The sequence below is a fragment of the Pseudomonas sp. 21LCFQ010 genome, from assembly GCF_024129905.1.
Lineage (GTDB): Bacteria > Pseudomonadota > Gammaproteobacteria > Pseudomonadales > Pseudomonadaceae > Aquipseudomonas.
This window is the reverse complement of record NZ_JAMYDZ010000023.1, coordinates 54,032-74,284: the sequence shown is the minus strand read 5'-3', so window position 1 is coordinate 74,284 and position 20,253 is coordinate 54,032. Positions and strand designations below refer to the sequence as shown.

Sequence of the window (20,253 nt, the reverse complement as noted above, 5' to 3'; positions counted from 1 at the left end):
TTTACTGAATGCCGGAGCCGTTCCTGACGACGCTTCATCGGTTAGGTACTTGAAGCTCATTGACAGGCCTCGCCTTGGCCTTGGGCTGTGTTGTAATGAGGTGAACATTCGATTCAGTGAGGCTAACTGTCATGGAACGCTCTATTTTATTCAGCACAACAATGGTCGATGCCATTCTGGCAGACAGAAAGACGGTCACCCGTCGCACGATCACCGCCCGCTCCCCACCGGCCTGCCCCTACGGGCCGCCCGGCACACGCTTGTGGCTCAAAGAGGATTGTTACGCCTATGGCCTCTGGGAATCGAGATACAGCCTGACAAGGCATCGTCAACTCAAACACTTCGTGGACATGACCCTGCAATCCGGGCAGAGCTATCAGCACACACCTCCCGAGGCGTTCAATAGCGCAGCAGCGCCCGCCGACCATCCCGCCTGGTGGCACCGCCCCAGCCACTCGATGCCCCGCCAAGCTTCACGCGGCCTGGTAGAAGTCATCAGTATCAGCACCGAGCAACTGCACGACATCACCGATGAGCAGGCCCAGGCTGAAGGTTTTTACCCTGTTAATGACAGCACTCAGGTGTACTTCGCCAATCATTTGCCCGCCCCGCACACCGGTCTCAGTCCCACGCCGGTGATCGCCTTTGCCAGTTGGTGGCAGGTTTCACACCGAGAGCAATCCTGGAGCGATAACCCGCTGGTGTGGGTGATCACGTTCAGACGCCTGTGAGACCGTCCGAACGCTAAAGCCGTATTTCAGCGTTGTTTTGTAGGCCCATGATTTGTCGAGATTTTTTAATTTGCCTGAAATGCAACATCTTGTGCCATCTCGGCACCCGACAGGCTTGCTTCGCAGGGCCTTGATGTATATATTCCCTGCTCTTGTCGTTATGCCCCGATGGCGAAATTGGTAGACGCAAGGGACTTAAAATCCCTCGTTCTTTGGACGTGCCGGTTCGACCCCGGCTCGGGGCACCATAGATAACACAAGGGTTTCAGGCCGGTTAGATGCTTTTCAAGCCTCCCGATTCTGGTCCGCAAAAACAGCAGTGGTCCGCAATTCCTGAAGTACCCCCCTCCCTCTGGCGTTCTGCCAATCTCTATCTTCCAGCTCGTTGCTCCAAATAATCGCTCAGTGCCTCATCGCGTTCACAGGTTTTTCACAACCCCCCGGTTACAGTAACTGCGAATCCAAGTGTGTTCTTTTAAGCCCGCTCCCCCATCGCGGGCTTTTCTTTGCCTGAAATTCGTGCCTCGTTCGTCAAGGCCAGCGCCCGCTAACCGTTTACTGACTAACCGGCGTTAACCTCACGTCCCGGATGCATTTCGCGAAAAAACGCACGCCGATACTCAGAAGGCGACGTACCGAGATGAATAGCGAATTGCTGCCGCAGTGATAACGGCGTTCCAAAGCCAGAGTCACCGGCCACGCACTCAATAGACAAGTCAGTGGTTTCCAGCAGCTCTTGCGCTCTGGCAACCCGCTCGGCGTTCAGCCATTTAGAAACGGTCCTGCCAGTCGCCTCCCTGAACTTGCGAGTAAAGGTGCGCCGGCTCATTCTCGCCCGCCCGGCCAACGCATCGAGTGACAGATCACTGCTCAGGTTCGTTCGCGCCCAGGCCAATACGTCAGACAAATGAGTCTCGCTGGGCAGTTGCGGCACAGGATGCTCAACGTACTGCGCCTGGCCGCCCTGCCTGTGTGGCGGCGTGACCAGCATTTTCGCGGTGCGGTTAGCCACATCGGCCCCCAGACGCTGGCGGATCAAATGCAGGCAGCAGTCAATTGCAGCCACGGTTCCTGCGGAGGTCAGGATGTTGTCGGCACTGACATATAGCACTTCGGGCCTGAACCGAACCTCAGGAAAACGCCGCGCAAACTCGTCGCGCCACGCCCAGTGAGTGGTTGCTTCTTTGCCATCGAGCAGGCCGGCTTCTGCGAGCAGGAAGGCGCCAAGACAGAGTCCGATGATGAGCTTGCCTTCGGTATCGGCACGTTGCAGCGCGCTGACAAGCGCCGCCGAGGCTGCGACCGCTTGATCGCTCCATGCCGGAATCACAATGACCTCAGAAGTCTCCATCAGCTCCAGACCATGAGCGACCGCCAGGCCAACGCCTTGATCGGTATTCACCATGCCTGGCTTCTCTGCGCAGTAACGGACCTCGTAGCCAGCTTCACCCACGGCACTTTGAGCGGTGCCCAGCACGATTCCCGGCACTGAGAGATGGAACAGGCTCACGCCATCAAATGCCAGAACGGCAACACGGATCGATTGCATGTTTTCCTCTCATCGATGCTTGGCAGCAGATGCTGTGACCTTACCGGCCTCTTCGCGAGCAAGCGCGCTCCCACCGAGGCATAAAGCACCTAAGTGAATGTATTGCGGCTAAAGCCGCTTCTACACAGGCGTGCCGGGTGACAGATTGGCCCGATTATATCGATTAATGTCATTCAGGCCACTGGGCACCGCCAAGGGGCTGATCAACAATGATGCCACTGACAACAGCGTCGCCCTGACCATCCTGCCGGAGCCAGCTCATGAAAAAAGGCCTTATAGTCGTTGATCTGCAAAACGAATACCTGCCCACCGGCAAGTTGCCTTTGACCGGTATAGAAGCCGCTGTCGCCAATGCCGGGCGGGTCATCAGCCATGCACGTGATATCGGCATTGCGATTTTTCACGTAAGGCACGAGTCCAAGGATGAGGCCTCTCCCATCTTCGCCAAGGGCTCCAATGGCGTGCAGATCCAGTCGGCGGTCGCCCCTGAAGGCGATGAACCGGTCATTGTCAAACACCACATCAACGCCTTCAGAGAGACGGATCTCAAACAGCAACTGGACGCCGCCAACGTGCAGGAAGTGCTGGTCATCGGTGCGATGAGTCACATGTGCATCGATGCTGTGGTGCGCGCAGCCGCCGACATGGGGTATCCGGTGACCGTGCTGCATGATGCCTGCGCCACGCTGGACCTGACCTTTGGCGGTGTAACCGTGCCAGCAGCACAAACCCACGCGGCAATGATGGCGGCCTTTGAGTTCGGTTACGCCAGGGTCAAATCTGTGGACGATTACCTTGCGGCCCAGTGATGGCGAGTGCCGATGTCTGACAGATGAAGTTTACGGCCATCTGAATCATGGTCGTCCACCGCGCAGCGCGCGGTGGACATACAGGTTCAGAAATCCAGCGTCAGGCCGGCATAGAGCGAACGACCATCACCCGGGGCGTGCAGCGACTGCCGAACGCCAGCACTGTCGTCGTACCAAGCGTATTCGTAGTAGCGATCAGTGATGTTCTTGGCTTGCAGGTCAACACTCAGAGTTGGCGTGATCTGGTAGCTCGCGCCCAGGTTGAACAAGGTGTAGGCGCCGAACGTGCCGGTGCTGTTGGTACGCTCCAGGTAGTAATCACTCTGGCCGTTGGCCCAGGCCGACAGTTGCAGTTGCGGGGTGACCTGCCAGGTCGAGCCGGCGGAGTACAGATGATGCGGCACATGGTCCATTTCCTGCCCCTTGCTGGCCGGCAGGTTCGGGTTGGGCTTGAGGATCTCGGAGAACTGCCGCGAGTACGCCAGCCACAGGCTGGTGGTCTCGGTGGGATACAGATTGACCTGCACATCCCAGCCTTTACGCAGGGTCTGGCCGACGTTCTCGGCATCGCCTACTGCGTCGTTGAGTTTGCGCTGCACTTCGTCAGAGGCCTTCTGCTCCCAGTAAGCAATACGCCCGTCGATCCAGGCCGCCGGGCGGAATTTGATGCCGGTTTCCCAGCCGTCGTTGATCGAGGGCTTGAGGTCATCGGCCTGAGTCGCCAGACGATAAGCCGCAGAACCGACGCCCACCTGATAGCTGCGCCCCCAGTTGGCGTACAGGCTGGCCTGCTCCCACGGCGACCAGACCACGCTGATCTTGGGCTGACGAATCAAGCCATAGTCGTTGACATCAGCATGCTCGCCGCTCAGGCCGTTGACGTAGCCACCGTAGAGTTTGTCGACCCGATAGGCCGGAATGATCTTCAGTGATTCGATCGGCTCGATCACCGCCTGTACATAAGCGGCATAAATGTTGAGATCGAACTGCTGATCACGGGTCTGCGCTGTGCGGCTGCGCAGCAAGGTGCGGTAGCGCAGGCTTTGGTTTTCCTGGCGCTGCACCTCGGCCCCGCCTTCCAGGGCAAAGCCGTGCAGCACATCGACCTGGGGCCGCCAGGTCAGGCTGCTCAAGGCGCCGTACTGGGTTTCATCGCTATAACGCTCTTGCTGCGCACTGGTGCGCCAGTACTGCGTCCAGCGGCGGTCTTCGAAGGTGTTTACATAGGCCTTGGTTGCCCAGCTCAGGTCTTCTGTGAGGCTGGCATCCAGGTGCAGGCTGAGCTGGTTCATTTCCCGCTTGCCGGTGTCGGTGGCGTTATTGGCATAGGACTGGCGCGGCCGGTCGCGGCTGTCGGCCCTGCTCAGGTAACCGGCCTCGTCGGCATCGACCTTGTAATGCCGGGCAATCAGGCCCGCACGCCAGGCACCGTCATCAGCGGTGTAAAACCACTTGCCGGCAAAGCTCATGCGTTCGGCATCGGCATGGCTGCGATAGCCATTACTGCCCTGATAGCTGATGGCGTAGTTCTGGCTCCAATTACCGGACTCGATGCCCTTTACCAGTTGCAGCTCACGGGTGTCGAAACTGCCGTAGCGCACACGCAACTTGCCGTCGTTGCCGCCCTGGCGGGTGTTGATCGTGGCGTTGCCGGCAATGTTGTGCAGGCCGTAGCGCGGGTCGTTGGTGCCGCGCACCACTTCGATACTGTCGATTTCCAGCGGAAAAATCATGTCGATAAACGGCATATTGCCGTCGTTGGTGTTGCTCGGGATGCCGTCGATCAACAGCTTGACCGCGTTGACCTCGCCCTCACCATTGAAACCACGGAACGACAATTTGCCTGATGTCGTGCCCTGGTTGAATTGAGTGAGCATCACCCCCGGCACCTTGTTGAACAGCTCCCAGCTGTATTGCACGGGTTGCTTTTCCAGAAGGTCGGCACCGACCACATCCACCGAGCTGAGGATGCTGCGACTGGCCAGCGGGCCGGCCTGATCACCGGTCACCGTCACGGCGCCGAGGGTGACCAGTGACGCGCCGGCAGTCGAGGCATCAGCCAGCGCCTGATTCAAGGGTGACAGGGCGAACAGAGCGGATATCAGCAGCGGGCGACTGCGCACATCAAACAGACGCAAGCGGGTGTTGAGCGTGTATTCAGAAGCGTAGACAGGCATTGTAAAGTCCTTGAGAAATGCAGCTGTAGCCAACCCGACACCTGCCGGGCGGCAGGCGATCAGAAACGTACGTCCAGGGTCACATCGAAGGTTCGTGGCGCGCCCATGTAGTACTGGCTTGAATAAGCCTGCTTGGCGTAGACCTCGTCAGTCAGGTTGCGCAGCCGTGCGGTGACGCTGGTCTGCCGGTCCAGCCGATAACGCACAAACGCGCCGAACAGCGTGTAGGCCGGAGCCTTGAGGGTATTGGCGTTATCGGCATACACCGAGGCTACATAGCGACTGTCGGCACCGACCTGCCAGTCTTCATCAAGGCTCCAGGTCAGCCACAGGTTGGCAACGCTGTCCGGGACATTGATCGGGTTATTGCCCTTGCGGGAAACCGAAACGCCACCTGCCGCTTCGTTGAATTCATCGTATTTGGCATCCACGTAGGTGTAATTGGCTTCTGCCAGCAACTGCGGCGTGATTTGCAGCTTGCCTGCCAGTTCGATACCGCGTGAGGTTTGCTGTCCGGCCTGTACGGTCAGGTTGGGGTTGACCGAGTCGCGCACGGCAAAATCCCGGCGCACGATCTGATACAACGCCGCCGTTGCCGAGCCTCGCCCGTCGAGGAAATCAAACTTGCTGCCCAACTCCCATTGCTCGCCCTTTGACAGGTCGAACAAGCCGACATTGGAATAGGTGGCGGCGGCCAGTGATCCGGCCGGCAAGTCAGCGCTGGTGCTGTATTGCAGGTACACATTGGCGCTGGGACTGAAGGCATATAACAGCCCTACCCGGCCGCTGAGCGGTTCCCAGCGACGCTCGAACCAGGCCGGGCTGGTGGCCGAGACGGCGCCATAGTTGGTGACCTCCATGTCCAGATGGTCGTAGCGCAGGCCAGTGAGCAGCGCCAGTTTTTCGGTCAGTTCGAGGCGGTTTTCGACAAACAGCGATCGCGTACTGATTTCGTGTTTGCGCTGCTTCTTGAGCCCTGCGCCCATGCCTGCAATCGCGTAGAAACTGCCGGCATCGAACTGATCCGGATCGACGCTATCGGAGGCTGAGCCGCTGGTAGGGTAGACATCCTGACGCATCACCGAATAATCCAGGCCCATTGCCCACTGGCTCGGCAGGCCGAGCAACGCCTGGTCGTGGCGCAATTGCAGGCGGTTACCCAAGACCTGTTGCTCATGGCGCTGCAGGTAGGGAGCCGACCGAATGACCTGGGTATTGCTGGCGTTGTAGCGGTAGTTCTCCAGGTTGCGGTAGTCGCGTTGCGCGTCGTAGTGATACAGCGTGTTCTGCAGGCTGGTGTCTGCTGTCAGCCGGTAGTCGAGGATCGAGCGCAGCCAACGCACCCGTTGCTCATAACGGCCATCGGCCGAGTTGTAATTCTCGAAACGGCGGCGCTTGTCGATCTTCATGGTGCTGCCAACCGGGTTGAGAATCGGTGAGCCCCAGTAAGGACTGTCTTCCTGGTCTTGGAGGTACTCAAGCGCCAGGGTATGGCTGAGGTCGGGGCTCAGATCACTGAGCAGGGACAGCGCAAAACTATTGGTTTCGCGTTTATTGCGATCGATATAGCCATTACTGCCACCGCGGCTGAAGTCCATGCGCAGATAGTGCCCGGCATCAGCGCCCGGCCGCCCCAATGCCTGATTGAAGCCCAGCGCGACTTCCGACTCATCGAAGCTGCCGTAACGCAACCGGCCTTCAAACAACTGCGCATCGCGGCTGGCCAGTTTGCTGATGGTGTTGATCGATCCGCCAACGGCGCCGGCCCCCGACAGGAAACTCGAAGGGCCGCCGATCAGTTCCACCCGGTCGACCAACCAGGCATCCACCGGGCGTGTCGCGCTGCTGTAACCCAGATTGATGCCGTTGTAGAGCTGCGTGACCTGATTCTGGGTAAAGCCCCGATAAGCCACAAAGCCGCCATAGCCGGGGTTAGCCGAGGCGTTTACACCGGTCATGCCGTTGATGATGTCCTGAGTGTCCCTGGCACCACGAGCCTCTATGACCTGCCGGTCGGCCACGCTCACCGAGGCGGGCGTTTCGCGCGCGCTCAGGCCAAGCTGGCTTGCGGTCTTGATCGGCTGGTCGAGGCTCAGACCGGATGGCGGCTCCTGATCGGCCTGGATCGTCAGGGGGTCGATTTGCAGCGCCGCATCCTGCGCCCAAGACAAATTGCAGGTGCCCAACAGCAGCACCAGTGAGGTGTTTCGAATTTTCATGTGCAACGGTTTCCACGCGAACAAGTGAAGCCGATTCCGACTGCAAAAGCGCGCAGCCTGACGGAATCAGACGGTTGGATTCACTGCGGGGAAAAAAGAGGGGGAAGCGCGGGGGTTGAGTGAGGGCCATAGATAGCGCGGCGGTGGCTGGGCCCAACTGCGCAGTACGACCGGCGACAGCGCTCCTTGCGCCATGACCGGAACTTGCCAGCCCATGGAACTGATCGCCAGGGCCATGCCGGAGGTAGAACACAGCGGGCAGGAAAACTGCGCCGCAGCATTCTGCATCTGGCCTGCATCGTCACTGCCCTGCCCCATGCCGCCGCTGGCGTCCATAGCGCAGTAACCACCGCTCAAACCACTCAGCGCCAACCCGGCCATCTGGCCGTGGTGGATGCTGCAGGCGAACAGACTGAACAGAACGCTGGCGTAAAGCATCCATGCAATCAGGGTTCGGTCTGTGCGGGTCATTTTCATGGCGGCGACTTTATCACTGGATGAGAAAAAGTTGCAGCGGGTTGATGCGGCAAATTGACAGGGTCTTGCGTTAAGCGTGTCGATGCGATCTTGCGCCATGGCGTTCTAGAGGAAGAAGAATCTGCACAACGGCTGGAGATTTTTAAGCAATACACGGGGTATTTCACCAACAGCCCCGACGCCTGTTCGACTGGATAACCAGACAGCCCCGTAAACGTTAGTCTACGGGGCTTTCGAATGTGGAGGCCGAGGTCGGAATCGATACGCAGCCCATTTCCGGGGTCCTGCCGAAGCGGCACTTCGCTTGCCCCCGGCTAGTTATTTTGTCGTATGCCCATGGCAAATCCCAAGAGGGATTGGTCGCCAACTCTGCCAGCCCCCTTGTCGTGCCCGTGCGATCCTCGACTGGAAAGCCTCAAGCCTAGTCTCAGAGGCAGTAGTCCTAGGACCTCTTTGGCCTGATGAGGCATCAGGGAAAGATTGAAGCGGCGGATTAGAGGTGTGCAGCATCACATGTACGTAGGACGAACCGATAAAAGAGCCTTCAAATATCGATTCGTCCGGCGTGACCAAAAACTGAAATTCTCCCTGAACATTGCCTGCCTTTCTTATGCTTTTCCAAAGCCCGCTGGCGTACTGCACATCGCCGTACGTCTTTACCCTGCGCAAGAAAAGTTTGTTCGATAGCCGATCTTCCGTCCGCAGGATGCTAGATATCCGAAAACTTTTGATGGGAACGCGTTTCTGCGGTTATTGGCTGCCTCTCGACAAGTTGAGAGCAGATAAAATAAACGCGGGACAGGTTAGAAAATCGTAAAGCTGTTATGGCATAGGCACAACGACCTTTGATAAATGAGCTGGACAAACGTTTGACTAAATTCCTCAGTGTACGCTTCTGATACTGAGTGTGGTTACGGAGCAATTTTGTGTCGCCAGACCCGGCGATGCCGACTTGAGCCAGCGCTGCCAGAGCTGTAAAGCGCCAGCACAACGAACCCTTGGAGAAAAATTGACGCTCCAATAGCGGCTGACATAGCCTTGCTGAAGGCACGCGCTCATATCCATGCTCATTCAGCGGAAGAAAAATATGCGACAGATGTCAGATCGTTCACCTACGGCTCCTATGGAAAGCGGCGCGCTGAACATGCTTCTGCTAAGACACTCTGCAGACCGCATGCGTTATTATTTTATGTTCTGCTTTCATATCAAAATTGCCTGTGATTATCTGGCAGAGGTTCACGGCGAATTCATCGATCCTAATTCAGCCATCGTAGATCACGCCACCCATCAGGTTGATACGGGTGCCCGGCTGAAGACTGGCAACCCATTTGAGAAAGACTCGGTTCAGCCAGACGATTTAAGCGCGACAGGGTGGGACAGCATGGATGCCGCCCACATGAACAATTTAGGTCTCGCCAAGGGTTTCACCAGTACGTGCGAGAGACTCGGCACATACGACCCAATCATGAATGAGCTGTACTCAAGATGCGTTAGTTTTTGTCGGGACACTCGTTGGCTACCACAGCCCATCAACCTTGGCCCTGATAAAGTCATTGACCAAGTGCATCGAAACATGCACCACCATACGTTTTCAAACACATCAAATACTCCATGCATAACCTCAGCGAACATAACGCTTTACTGTGATACTGCGAAAAGTATGCTTGACACATTTGCCTTAAAGAAAAAAACAGTTCATAACACTTTGGCCGAGGCTGCCGAAAACTACAAAAAAGGTATATCCATCCTTCAACCCACCTTGCTCGTAGAGCTCGAGCGTGAAGTGGCAGAATTTACTCGGGACATCAACAGAGCGCTCAAAGATCAAGCCATTGATGCCCGGAAAAAATTTTTCTCTACGACAAATTGGTCAGCCATACCCATCGCATACAAGTGGTTTGCCAGTCACAACTCAACCATCGACTCAACCCTCAATAACCCCATGGATTTTGAAATTGAACAAGCCACCCAAAATCACTTCGATGAGGCATTCACAAAACAGACTTACTCTGAGTCACCGCCGTTTTGAGCAAGCAGCTTCAAGTCTTCAAGTAACACCCTGCTGAGCTCGCGTGTGGGCATGCCCGGACGGAAAAAGGCCCGCGGGTACGGGCATTACGACGGATGACTTCAACTGTTGAAGACAATAAGGCGCAACGTCGATAAGCGATCATCTCGGTGCATTGTGTAGGTAGGATGCGGATCAGGACGAAGGCGTGGAGTGCGGCGGCCGAGAAGCCGACGGGCAGCGGTGAATCATCGTCATCGTCGTCGGCCAGCAGCGCCAGCCCGGCGTCGAGGCGGGCCTGGGTGATCAGTTCGGTGGTGAGTTTGCGGTAGTCGAGCCCGTCGCCAGCGCTCAGGGCGCGAACGCCATTAGGGCGCTGTTCGAAAGTAGCCATGCACCGGATTTTGCCGTGGGCACTGGGACATGCAATTTTTTGCGGCGTCCCAAATTTGCCCCAAATGCACGATTTTAAAAATCCGGTAGACGAACAAAAAAGCCCCGTAGACGTTAATCTACGGGGCTTTCGAATGTGGAGGCCGAGGTCGGAATCGAACCGGCGTTAACGGATTTGCAATCCTCGATGTGAACCCTTGATTTCCGGGCTTCCCAGCGTGCTTGGGTTCCCGAACCGGGGTAGGCACGGCAACCTCGAAACCCAATGGATACGGGGGGCTGATTCGCGGTTCTGGAACGCTTTTTTGAGCTGAAATGGCTGCCTTCGAGCTGCCATTTGAATGATGAGGCTGCTGAAAGTTTATGTATGTCAGAACAGCGCCGGGAACAGGAACTCGATGGAGTGCCTGGAGAGTTTCAGTGCTACTGGCTTACGCCCGTCCAGGCTGATCAACCCCTCAGACGCCATCTGGCTAAGCAAATTACGTGTGGTTCGCTCGCTCATGCCTAACTTGGCCTGGATATCCGAACGGTGCATCGGGCCGTTGTACAGCAGGTCGCGATAAACGTCCCGAGCCTCAATGCGCAGAATGGGTAAGTCTTCACCATTGGCTGTCGGAAACGCACCGCGCATACGCATTTCGAAGTAGTAGTCTATTCGCTTGCTGAGCATCCGGGGTTCCAGGAGCGAGCTGAAATAACGCACCTGCTCCAGCGCCGTATTAACGAAGTACCTGGTGAACGTAAGCAAACCACCGTCAGAAAGTTCACCACGGCCGTCAAGATCACCTTTGCGGATGTGGTCAGCGGCTTTAAGCGCGGCATAGTAAGACTCGACGTCCCGGCCAAAACCACGGCTGATCGTCCAGAGGCCATAACCACCCAAACCAGCGGCACGCAGGTATTGATCGGTGAACAGGCGGCCGGTGCGGCCGTTGCCGTCCATAAATGGATGGATCCACATCAACCGGTGATGAGCACCTGCAGCAGCCAAAACCCGATTCAATCCATGCAGCCAATCGAGCCGGTATGCACGCTCGAACCAACTCAGATACCCCCCCATGTCCTCAGCGGACGGCGGGACGTGCTCTCCCACCCTCACGCCACGGGTGCGAAACTCGCCCGGCACAAGGCGAACGGTCTCACCTTGGTCGTTGAGCTTAATATTCATGTGCTCATCGGGCATACCCACGTAAAACTCGCTGTGCATCCGAGTGATCGACTCACGGGTACAGATTGCAACCACATCAATTGGATCACTGGCCAGTCGAAGCTGGGCTTCAATGTGACGTTTAATCTCCAGGAGATCCTCAGCAGGCGTCTCCCCCGCCGGGATTTCCTGAGCACGCAAAACGTCTGCAGGCAGCGTTGGGTTCCCTTCAATTCTGTTGCTGTAGAACGAGTTCACCTGGCGCAACAGATGAATCATTGGCAGCCGCAGCGGCTGAGGAATATTGACGTTCAGCGCAGAGTCAAGACGCAAGAGCTCGATCACTGCGTCCTGCAGATCGCCTGGAGCTGAATCTTGAGAAATGAAGGGAGTAAGAGCCATTTACCGAGTCTCTAGCTGCTATAGGCTTGTATTTAAAGGGAAGGCAACGGTATGGATGGGCAACAGGAGCCTTGCGGGTTTGTGACTGGCAGGCCAAGCCACTACTGCGGGCCAGCGGGCAGCGGCCCCAAATCAACCTCGGCACCCTGCTCACGCATGCACTCAACCACGCGCGCCAGGCTGGCTTCATCCAGGGTCAGCAGCGCCGCCATGTAGAAGTGCATGTGCATGCCTAGCGCGCGGGGCTCAGCACCGCCTGTGTACTTGCGCCATTGCGCGCCTTGAGCCAGCCCGGAAAGGTCAGCCATCTGAGGGCTGGTAAAACCAAGATCGTCTTTCAGGCGCGCCAAATCACCCGCAGACGGCGGGTCGTAATGCTTTATACGTTTCATGAGAATATCCGAAAGCCCCGGCACGAACCGGGGCTGGGCGGTCAGGCGATGAATCGGGTCGCGATCCAGAATACGGCCAGCGCGAACACTGCGCCGGAGCCGGCTGAAATCAGCATATTGCGGGTCTGATGCTGGGTGCCGTTGCGGACTTCATTGCCCAACTGCTCAAGATCTGCGCGCATCTGCTTGATGACTTGATCGTGGCTCATGGTCTTCCTCACTGGGTGGCGGGTCGTGCCTGCTGCATGACCCTGTGCATATACTTTCGCTGCAAACCGCTAAAATCTCAAGCCCCGCCAGGCGGTGGCCCCGATTGCTCGGGGCCGGTGCTTAGATCTTATGGATGAAGGCGGCGGCGGTAACGATCACGGTAACTATCCCTCCTGCCGCCACGAACGGGTAAAACAATGTCTCCCGCTTCAGCTTGTTGGCCTCTGCGATCAGCTTTCGCGTCTCAGCTGCCAACTTGTGAACTTCGGCTTGAAGTTTCTCAAGCTCCAGCTCCTCCTTCTCGCTCTGCATTCAGCCTCCTTTCGGGTTACGGGTTGCACCTTCTGTGCCGCCCTTGAGAGACATATTGTACCTTTTGGGTACGGATTGCAAGGTATATTTTGCCGCTCCACGTCATCTATAGCGTCGTTCGAAGCCTTCAGCATCGACTACAACAGCCGTCAGAGCAGCCTGATAAATGCGCAGGTTTATTCATGCATGCCGAGTTGAATTTTCTCACAGCCTATTCGGATTTATCGGTCCTGTTCATAAGACGTTTGAAAATATCCCGGCGAATCAAGCCATTAAGACGCGACCACTGCTGCGGTTTTTTGGGGCTGGAGAATCCAAACGAAGTCTGACCCGCCGTCACGGCATCTTTAACGACTCAAGCGCACGGATTAGAGTCGGGTCCAGGTGATGACAAAGCCAACATAAAAACGCCCGCCCCATCTGAAAGGACGTCATGAATATGCCAGGACGGTGCAAAATAATTCCAACGGACATTGACTGCCAGTTCTCCAGATTGGCGCTGATCGATCACCAAAACGCGCCCTACCTATCATTGCCTGCTGTCGCCAGTGCGTTGGGGTTGGTCTGGTGCGACGCCTATATCAGCGCTGCCTTGCGCCCTTGCGTTTCAAACCTGCTGACAGACGACACCAGCGCCGAACCGTGCTTGCCACTGGCACAGTTTGGGCAATGGCTTGAACATTTGAAGCCAGCGTGCAAACACCGAACCACACGCGCTCATTTTAAAAGGCTCAGGACTGAAGCTATCCCACGGCTCTGGAGTACCTGGGGCGAATACGCCGAGACCAGACGGTCAAGTTACGACATGCACCTGAGCTATGCCGGTAGCAGCTTCAGATTCAAGCAGATCGGCGCGACCAAGTGGTACGTGGCCATCGACGTAGCTCGGGCGCTGGACTTCAGGAATACTCGCTCGATGCTGGGCCTGCTCAATACACGATCCAGGCTAACCCTGCGGTTCGGCAAGCGTGATTACCAGGCAATCAATTCGGCAGATATCCTGCGGCTCTGCCTGATCGCACCCGCCAAAAATGCAACGGCGTTAAGCGCCTGGCTGAGCGACCTGGACAGCCAGATCAATGAACCGGGCCTGACCGTCTACGTCCGGGAAGAATGCCGCGAGCTGGTTCAGAACTACGTCTCACGCTGCAGACGGTCGCTGGTCGAAGCGCAAGCCAAGCCGGTGGAGTTTGATGTCTCGATGGCCAACCAGATTGCCGACAAGGTCGCCTCAGCGGTTATTCAGCATCGGCGGTGGCTGCTAAACCTGAGTGGAGACGGCACACCGGTTCTCACGCCGGTCCCGAGCGACAGCATGGTGTTCAATCTGGATCATCTATTGAGATGGATAAGGGATCGTGATGGGGCTAGCGATGCGCAGGTGATGCAAATCAGTGCGGCGGTGATGGGGCGGAATGCTGGCGGCTTTTAGAGGCTGGGCAGCGCCCAAGTGATGCTATTGGCTGGGCTACAGGTCTGCGTTCGGCTTGGCCTGTCGTTTCCCGGTATTGAGCGGCGAACTTGGTAGTAGGACCTGCAGGTTTCGAGTCATAGTTCTCAAGGGCGACAGACAGAGAACGGCCAGAAGCGGACATGCTCGCGCCACATTGATGCGCCCGTTACCGCATACAACTGTATTTTTGCACAGCGCTTCGACATTTGAAGCATCACTACCGTAGCGAATTTTACCGCCTCGCCAAATTAGTTCCACCAATTTTAAATTTAGTTCCTCCATTTATGTTTATTTTTCACTATTTTGTGATATCGTTGGTGGATTAACGTAATGGAGGGCTTATGGCTCGTTTTCTATCCGATGCAATCATCTCGCGGCAGGACGCTATCTCACGAGGGGTTGGCACCCCGCTAGCTCTGCCGACATTCGACCGCTACGCGATCTGCAATCTTCGCGGTGGTATTGGCAAGACGTCTTTGGCGTTCAATCTTTCATATCTTGCGGACAACCTGCTTGCGGTCGACACCTGCCCGCAGGGTAATCTCTCGTACTTTTACGACAACGGCTACTACCAGAACGTCTCGACTACCGTGAATGACGTCTTGTTGCCGTACTTCTTCCCGGGGCTTGGCAAGGCCAGTCGTGTCGCGCAATTCATCGGTGCGACAAATCCCCATTTTTCGACCAAAAAAAACTACTTCATGCCGTCTTCGGCTGAGTTGTACACGTTGCCTTCGCAGATGGCTAATGCGCTCGCTAGTGCGAATCAATTGTCGGGGCCGCAAAAGGTCACCGTAACGGATTCGCTCCTGTACTCGCTAAAAACGGAAATCGAGCGTGAGGTGATCGAGACGGGCGCCAACAAGGTACTGATTGATACATCTCCTTTCTTCTCGGGATGTACGCACCTCGCATGGCATGCCGTCGACGCGCTCATCATTCCCGTTCGCACCGATAAGCAATCGGTAAACTCTCTACAGCTTTTACTGCGTACGTTGAGCAATCCGTCGAGCGAGTTTCGCCGGAATATGCCGTCGGATCAGCACGCCCCCAAGATTCAGATGATCGTTCTAACGGGCTGTGGTTGGACCACTCGTGCAGGGGCGCGGAACGAGCCTAATCAGCAAACGAAGGTGTTCCTTGAAGAAGTGCGGGATATCGTTGCGAGGAACATTGGTCATTTCACGACCAACGATCCGGACAAACACATCGTTCTCTCGGATGACTTCCTTGGATCGGGACGCGTTTCGTCGGCGTTGTCTAAGCCGATTGATTTGATGAATCCCGGCGACTCGACGCGGATCAACCGGATCAAGACCGACGTGAATCCGTCGGTCGACAAAATCAAGAATCAGCTCCGCTTCATCAGCAGCAATCTTTGGTAATCAAATGGCTCCGCATGGAGCCATTTTTTATCGTAACTAGGATGCAAGGCTCGAATGGCCGCAGAGTGTCTCCTACGTATCACTGCAAATGACTGGTCACAGCCGTCAGGCCGCCGGCCGTATTCGACCCGAAGCGAACAAACACGTGCTGCGCATCGATGTCCGCTTCGGGTCGATTGTGTTGAAAAAGTCGACCCGGCCTGAGTACCCATACATTGAGCGGTGAAAACGCTTTTTTGCACGCTGCTATGTCAAATCTGAGCCCTGAACCTTCTGCGCAGAACACAGATTTCAATCTCAGACGCGTACTTTTCTGCCGTAGAAACCAAGGCCGACTTTTTCAACAGAATCGGCAGATATCCACCCTCTAACAACGGACAGCTACACAAGTATCAGTTGCCCAACAACCAACATCAAAAGGGCGACCAACACACCCGCTACAAACGGAAATAGCCCAATGCTGGATGCAAACGATTCCTTGGCGTTTATACGGGCGTCAAGATCAGCGATCACCGGGCTGATCCGCGCGTGGCTGCTCTTCTGGGCTGGAATAGTCATGGTCGTCCTTACACGCTGATGGAATCAGGTGAATGTGAACCCACGCCCGTCAAAATTCAACCGCGAAAGTCTGGCGCCGCACCAGGCCTAAGCAGCCAGCCCCACCGCACTCCCGCTTTGGCCCCCGGCACGCACGGCCCATTTGACAGGACAGAATTCAGACCGCATTCTGTCCTAAACCCTCTCGCAGCAGGCGGAATCGATCATGTCCCTGGCCAGCCACATCAGACCCATCACCTATTTGAAGACCAGTGCCGCCGAGATCGTCAAGGAGTTCGCCGTCAATCCTGAGCCGATCATCATTACTCAGAATGGCGAAGCCAAGATGGTGGTCATGGACATCAACGAGTACGAGAGCCAGCAAGAGACGCTGGCTCTGCTGAAGCTGCTTGCGTTGGGCAGCAAGGAAATCAAGGAAGGCAAGTTCAGTGACGCGCATGCTTTTCTGGATGAGATGGACGACTGAACATGGCGAGAGAAATCGTCATCCTTGACAGTGCCAAGGACGACTTCAGGGATGTGAAAAGGTACGTGAACGACCAGTTTGGCAAGGGCGTTTGGGAGACGGTGAATGCGGAGTACAAGGAAGCGTTCCGGAACATTCAGGCCAACCCTGAACACGGCGCGGACATTGACGAGCTGAAGCAATTCGGCGTGACCAATATCAAGTTCAGGCTGGTAAGGCAGACGAAAGTGATTTATGAGTTTGATGACAGGATTGTCTATATCCGCATGCTGATCGGCACCCGAATGGATTTCAGTCGCCACCTGACGAAACGGGTTCTGACCCAGAAGATCTGAGTCACCATCGAGCCAGTGACCTCCCCTGACCGATCCATCCCGCGCTCTTATCCCCCACCACCAACCGCCCTCACATAAGCCTGACAAGCCGCCAACGCCCTCAATCCTCGGTCACCCTCCTCGGTGATGCCGATAATTCGTTGAGCATGCGCGGGGTCAAGTTCGGCTCTTGGGGCTGCATGAACCAGCTCGGGGGTGCGGGAGGTAGCGGGCACACCGGTGGGTTGGTTGGGGGTGGTATTGAGTAGGACTGACAGCCGCAGGTCAGCAGTAGCCAGGCGATCACGCAGCCGGGCTTGGCGAGTGTTTGCATCGGTCAGTTCCTTGTAGTGGATGTCGTCCTGGGCTTGGATCTGCCGCTCCAGTTGCAGGCGTTGCTGCTGGCTTTTGCGCTGCTGATCCAAGGCGGTATTCGCCTGCTTGGCCAGTGTGTCGGCCTGGCGGCGAGCGATGGTTTGCAGTTGCTGGCCATAGCGCCAGTCCTGGATCTGCCAGGTCGCGGTGGCTGAGGCGGTGATGATGAGGGTGATGGCCACGGCGTAGGCCGTGGCTGGCAGGGTCAAGGCAGCACCTCAAGGGCGCGTTCGTAATAGGCCAGTCGTTCGGTCTGGCCGTTCAGGCCGCCGTTGATGCGTCGGGTGATGGTTTCGAACTCGCGGTGGTCGGCCAGGGTATTCAGGCCATTGACGGCCCAGTACCAGGCGGCCGACATGGCCGCGTGGTTCGGTTGTTCCAGCAGCTGCGGCTGGCTCACGAAGTCGATCCCCAGCGCCTCTGAGCAAAGGCGGTAGTTGCGCAGCCCGGTGAGGTGAATCAGGCCCCGGCCGGCATAGCGCTGGCCGTCGCCATCGGCCTCTGGGGTGTTGCCGAGCCGCGCAGCAAGGCGGCCGGTGTCGTACTTGGCCAGGTAGCTGGGACCGCCCCGTTCGCGCAAGAAAAGCAGTTGGCCAGACTCGTGGCCGATCTGGGCGATGAAGGCTGCGATCCTCAGGCGTGTGACAATCTGGTAGTGCCCCATGGCCGCATTTAGCACAGGCACAAAAACGCCCGCGACTGGGCGGGCGTTGGGCAGGATCTGCAGCAGTCGCTGCTGGGTAATGGACATGGGTTATTCTCCAGACGAAAAAAAACCGCCCGCAGGCGGCTGTCATGTGATGCCGGTTACAACTGGGACTTGTGGTCACTCATGTAGAAAGAAAGCGCGGCCGCGTGGTATTCAACATCGCAGGCAACAAGCATCGGGGGCATACTTGATATCGACTGACGCGGAGACCGTTTAATGGACATCAACCCGATTCACAACGACGACGACCTCAGTGCTGCACTCGCCCGTGTCGATGCTCTGTGGGGCGCGCCCAGCCATACGCCCGAGGGTGATGAGCTGGAAATGCTTGCCACTCTGATCGAAAAGTACGAAGCAGAGCGTTATCCGTTGCCCGCTTCGGACTCTGTCATTGAGCCCACGCCCGGCTCTTGAAATCAGCCAGCTTCAAGTGCGCTCAACCGTGCTTCGAACCCTGCTGCGATGAAGGCCAAAAGCTCATCCATACGAAACGCATAGCGGTCTCCGGCGCGGATGAGCACTTCGGTGCAGGCTTCCTTTATCAGTTCGCCGTTCTCGACGCTGCACGGGATGATCTCGTTCCCCGCTTCATCGCACTCGGCCGGGATCTTGATAGCGGCGTACTCGGCGGGATGCGTTACGGTTGTTTCTTCCCAAGCGTCGTAACAGATAAACGAGTAGCTGAACGGGTCAAGGTTATGGCTCTTCATCACCTCGATCGCGCGTTGTACGGTCATGCCGATGTGTTGTCTGGCCGACTCGCCCTTTTCTGCAAGCGCTGATAAAAACTTGAAAGCGCCAATCTCTTTCGACAGATCCCGTGCGGCGGCCAGTTCCTGCGTGGACAAGGGCCGAACAATCGTCTTCTCACGGGCATCCGAGGTGTTGATGATGCCTGAGCCGGCAAATACCTCCTTGATACGACGGCTTGCACTGCCCATGTTGTAGGTGTTGTCGCCGATGGGGTTGACGTGGCCACCGATAATCAGCGTGCCATCGACGTTCATCGTCAAGGGCGCTCTGTGCAGCGCGCCGCTGGCCAGGTCGACGACTTGAAAGTTGAAGAACCCGGAAGTCGAACCGGTGGAGGTCGCCGAAACACAAAGACCGTAGGTCGCGCCCTGGTGAAAAACGACCCGTCCCGCGTTCATGATCGACGAAGACATGACGAACTCTGCCGACCATGAAAGGCTGGTGGGGGTTGCACCCACGGTGAACCGTTGGGTGCCCTGGAACGAGTTTGAGGCGTTTAAAAGCGGGACGACCGCGCCCGATGTGCCGGTATTGCGCAGTGACGCGGTCCCCAGAGCGCCCTGCCCCCTGTAAAGCTCGGTGAAGTTCGCGTTGCACTTCACATTGGCACTGCGAATGGTGTCGCCACCGATGCCGCCAGGCAGCGCGCCCAGCTCGATAAGTTGTTGAGGCATGGTTTTTCCTGCTCATGAAAAAGCCCGCACAGGGCGGGCTGATGACGGGTTATGACTCAGTGATGCATCCGGGCAAACACAGCCGGCAGATGGAAGTCGTACGGGTTACTGAACGACTCAGTGATTGCCAGCATCCGCCGGGCCGGGAAGTCCCACCCACTGGAGAGGATCCTGCCGACGTTGTCACCCGAGAGCAGATTCATGCCGAACGAGTTGATCAGCAGATACTCGTTCTCGGGGAAGTGAAACGGGATCGTGTAGTAGTTACGGTAGGCCCCTGTTTCGCTTCGGTCGCTGTGCGAGTACGCCCAGTTCTGAAACGACCGGGTGAACACCGCGCAGGGCGTCCCGGAGTCGAACAACAGCTGCCCGTTACCGGCATACAACCTCATGCCAAACCGGGCCACCGGCTGAGCCGCGAAGGCCGCGACGAAGTAACGGCCATTGGGCTGGGCGGTATGAATCGACATCGCTCGCACGTAGAACCCTGACCAATGCCCAGGCTCGCCCAGCAGGCGCATGTAGCACAGGCTGGCAATGGCCCCGACCGTGTCAGGCCGGACAAACACCAGGGGTGGCTCGACGGTGGTCACCGCCCGCGCAAACCAGGTGGTTGACCCCAAGCCATGTTCCTCGGTGGGGTAGTAGCGCCCTGAGGCGATGACACACAAACGGGCGTACTCGGAGTCCAGCACCACCGTATCGCTGTTGTTCTTGACGCTCAGTCCGAAACTCAT

General features: G+C 57.0%; 21 protein-coding genes, 1 tRNA gene and 1 pseudogene. 9 read left to right on the top strand and 14 right to left on the bottom strand.

The genetic code is table 11. The features are described from left to right. The first annotated feature begins 131 nt into the window (after positions 1–131). A complete protein-coding gene (locus NJC38_RS22300) occupies positions 132–731 on the top strand; it encodes a hypothetical protein (RefSeq protein ID WP_253117141.1) in 600 nt (199 codons plus the stop codon). A 162-nt stretch (positions 732–893) separates the two neighbouring features. Then, positions 894–979: transfer RNA gene (locus tag NJC38_RS22295), tRNA-Leu, on the top strand. 314 nt (positions 980–1,293) lie between these two features. Here the strand turns inward: NJC38_RS22295 and NJC38_RS22290 are convergent. Next, entirely contained in the window at positions 1,294–2,280 is a 987-nt protein-coding gene (locus NJC38_RS22290) for a helix-turn-helix domain-containing protein (protein WP_253117140.1), read from the bottom strand. Between the two features lie 260 nt (positions 2,281–2,540). Between NJC38_RS22290 and NJC38_RS22285 the strand changes: the two genes are divergently transcribed. Continuing rightward, entirely contained in the window at positions 2,541–3,089 is a 549-nt protein-coding gene (locus NJC38_RS22285; protein WP_253117139.1) for a cysteine hydrolase family protein, read from the top strand. Positions 3,090–3,175: 86 nt separating this feature from the next. Here the strand turns inward: NJC38_RS22285 and NJC38_RS22280 are convergent, their stop codons facing one another. From NJC38_RS22280 to NJC38_RS22270, 3 genes are all read right to left on the bottom strand, one after another. Continuing rightward, complete coding sequence (locus NJC38_RS22280) at positions 3,176–5,266, bottom strand: TonB-dependent receptor (RefSeq protein WP_253117138.1); 2,091 nt, start codon at positions 5,264–5,266, stop codon at positions 3,176–3,178. A gap of 59 nt (positions 5,267–5,325) precedes the next feature. Continuing rightward, on the bottom strand, positions 5,326–7,485 hold the full coding sequence (locus NJC38_RS22275; RefSeq protein WP_253117137.1) for a TonB-dependent receptor: 2,160 nt from the start codon (positions 7,483–7,485) through the stop codon (positions 5,326–5,328). 66 nt (positions 7,486–7,551) lie between these two features. After that, positions 7,552–7,962: a DUF2946 domain-containing protein gene (locus tag NJC38_RS22270; RefSeq protein WP_253117136.1), complete on the bottom strand. Its 411-nt coding sequence runs from the start codon at positions 7,960–7,962 to the stop codon at positions 7,552–7,554. Between the two features lie 1,087 nt (positions 7,963–9,049). Between NJC38_RS22270 and NJC38_RS22265 the strand changes: the two genes are divergently transcribed. Continuing rightward, positions 9,050–9,991 (top strand): hypothetical protein, encoded by a 942-nt coding sequence (locus NJC38_RS22265; protein ID WP_253117135.1) that lies wholly within the window; start codon positions 9,050–9,052, stop codon positions 9,989–9,991. 10 nt (positions 9,992–10,001) lie between these two features. On the opposite strand, the gene NJC38_RS22260 is transcribed toward NJC38_RS22265, so the two are convergent. From NJC38_RS22260 to NJC38_RS22240, 5 genes are all read right to left on the bottom strand, one after another. Next, positions 10,002–10,364 (bottom strand): hypothetical protein, encoded by a 363-nt coding sequence (locus NJC38_RS22260; protein ID WP_253117134.1) that lies wholly within the window; start codon positions 10,362–10,364, stop codon positions 10,002–10,004. A gap of 369 nt (positions 10,365–10,733) precedes the next feature. Then, positions 10,734–11,915 (bottom strand): Fic family protein, encoded by a 1,182-nt coding sequence (locus NJC38_RS22255; protein ID WP_253117133.1) that lies wholly within the window; start codon positions 11,913–11,915, stop codon positions 10,734–10,736. 101 nt (positions 11,916–12,016) lie between these two features. Then, positions 12,017–12,307 (bottom strand): XRE family transcriptional regulator, encoded by a 291-nt coding sequence (locus NJC38_RS22250; RefSeq protein WP_253117132.1) that lies wholly within the window; start codon positions 12,305–12,307, stop codon positions 12,017–12,019. 41 nt (positions 12,308–12,348) lie between these two features. Continuing rightward, on the bottom strand, positions 12,349–12,516 hold the full coding sequence (locus NJC38_RS22245) for a hypothetical protein (protein WP_253110438.1): 168 nt from the start codon (positions 12,514–12,516) through the stop codon (positions 12,349–12,351). A gap of 121 nt (positions 12,517–12,637) precedes the next feature. Continuing rightward, positions 12,638–12,829, bottom strand: a complete 192-nt coding sequence (locus NJC38_RS22240) for a hypothetical protein (protein ID WP_253117131.1) — start codon at positions 12,827–12,829, stop codon at positions 12,638–12,640. A gap of 433 nt (positions 12,830–13,262) precedes the next feature. On the opposite strand from NJC38_RS22240, the gene NJC38_RS22235 reads away from it, so the two are divergent. Together NJC38_RS22235 and NJC38_RS22230 are read left to right on the top strand one after the other, a co-directional pair. Then, positions 13,263–14,261 carry a hypothetical protein gene (locus NJC38_RS22235; RefSeq protein WP_253117130.1) on the top strand — a complete coding sequence of 333 codons (999 nt, stop codon included), beginning with the start codon at positions 13,263–13,265 and terminating at the stop codon, positions 14,259–14,261. Between the two features lie 362 nt (positions 14,262–14,623). Continuing rightward, positions 14,624–15,667 (top strand): ParA family protein, encoded by a 1,044-nt coding sequence (locus NJC38_RS22230; RefSeq protein WP_253117129.1) that lies wholly within the window; start codon positions 14,624–14,626, stop codon positions 15,665–15,667. A gap of 381 nt (positions 15,668–16,048) precedes the next feature. Here the strand turns inward: NJC38_RS22230 and NJC38_RS22225 are convergent, their stop codons facing one another. Further along, positions 16,049–16,225, bottom strand: coding sequence for a hypothetical protein (locus tag NJC38_RS22225; RefSeq protein ID WP_253117128.1), 177 nt, complete (start codon positions 16,223–16,225; stop codon positions 16,049–16,051). 205 nt (positions 16,226–16,430) lie between these two features. Here NJC38_RS22225 and NJC38_RS22220 point away from each other — a divergent pair, with 205 nt between their 5' ends. Both NJC38_RS22220 and NJC38_RS22215 read left to right on the top strand, forming a co-directional pair. Continuing rightward, positions 16,431–16,691 (top strand): type II toxin-antitoxin system Phd/YefM family antitoxin, encoded by a 261-nt coding sequence (locus tag NJC38_RS22220; RefSeq protein ID WP_045490591.1) that lies wholly within the window; start codon positions 16,431–16,433, stop codon positions 16,689–16,691. A gap of 2 nt (positions 16,692–16,693) precedes the next feature. Continuing rightward, positions 16,694–17,026, top strand: a complete 333-nt coding sequence (locus tag NJC38_RS22215; protein ID WP_253117127.1) for a type II toxin-antitoxin system RelE/ParE family toxin — start codon at positions 16,694–16,696, stop codon at positions 17,024–17,026. A 47-nt stretch (positions 17,027–17,073) separates the two neighbouring features. On the opposite strand, the gene NJC38_RS22210 is transcribed toward NJC38_RS22215, so the two are convergent. Continuing rightward, entirely contained in the window at positions 17,074–17,589 is a 516-nt protein-coding gene (locus NJC38_RS22210; RefSeq protein ID WP_253117126.1) for a lysis system i-spanin subunit Rz, read from the bottom strand. Continuing rightward, positions 17,586–18,131 carry a glycoside hydrolase family 19 protein gene (locus NJC38_RS22205; RefSeq protein WP_253117125.1) on the bottom strand — a complete coding sequence of 182 codons (546 nt, stop codon included), beginning with the start codon at positions 18,129–18,131 and terminating at the stop codon, positions 17,586–17,588. Before NJC38_RS22205 ends, NJC38_RS22210 begins: the two co-directional genes overlap by 4 nt. 174 nt (positions 18,132–18,305) lie before the next feature. On the opposite strand from NJC38_RS22205, the pseudogene NJC38_RS22200 reads away from it, so the two are divergent. Then, positions 18,306–18,479 (top strand): annotated as a pseudogene (locus NJC38_RS22200) (transcriptional regulator); the annotation flags it as partial. Between the two features lie 26 nt (positions 18,480–18,505). Here the strand turns inward: NJC38_RS22200 and NJC38_RS22195 are convergent. Further along, positions 18,506–19,516, bottom strand: coding sequence for a tail fiber domain-containing protein (locus NJC38_RS22195; protein WP_253117124.1), 1,011 nt, complete (start codon positions 19,514–19,516; stop codon positions 18,506–18,508). A 56-nt stretch (positions 19,517–19,572) separates the two neighbouring features. Then, entirely contained in the window at positions 19,573–20,253 is a 681-nt protein-coding gene (locus tag NJC38_RS22190) for a hypothetical protein (protein WP_253117123.1), read from the bottom strand.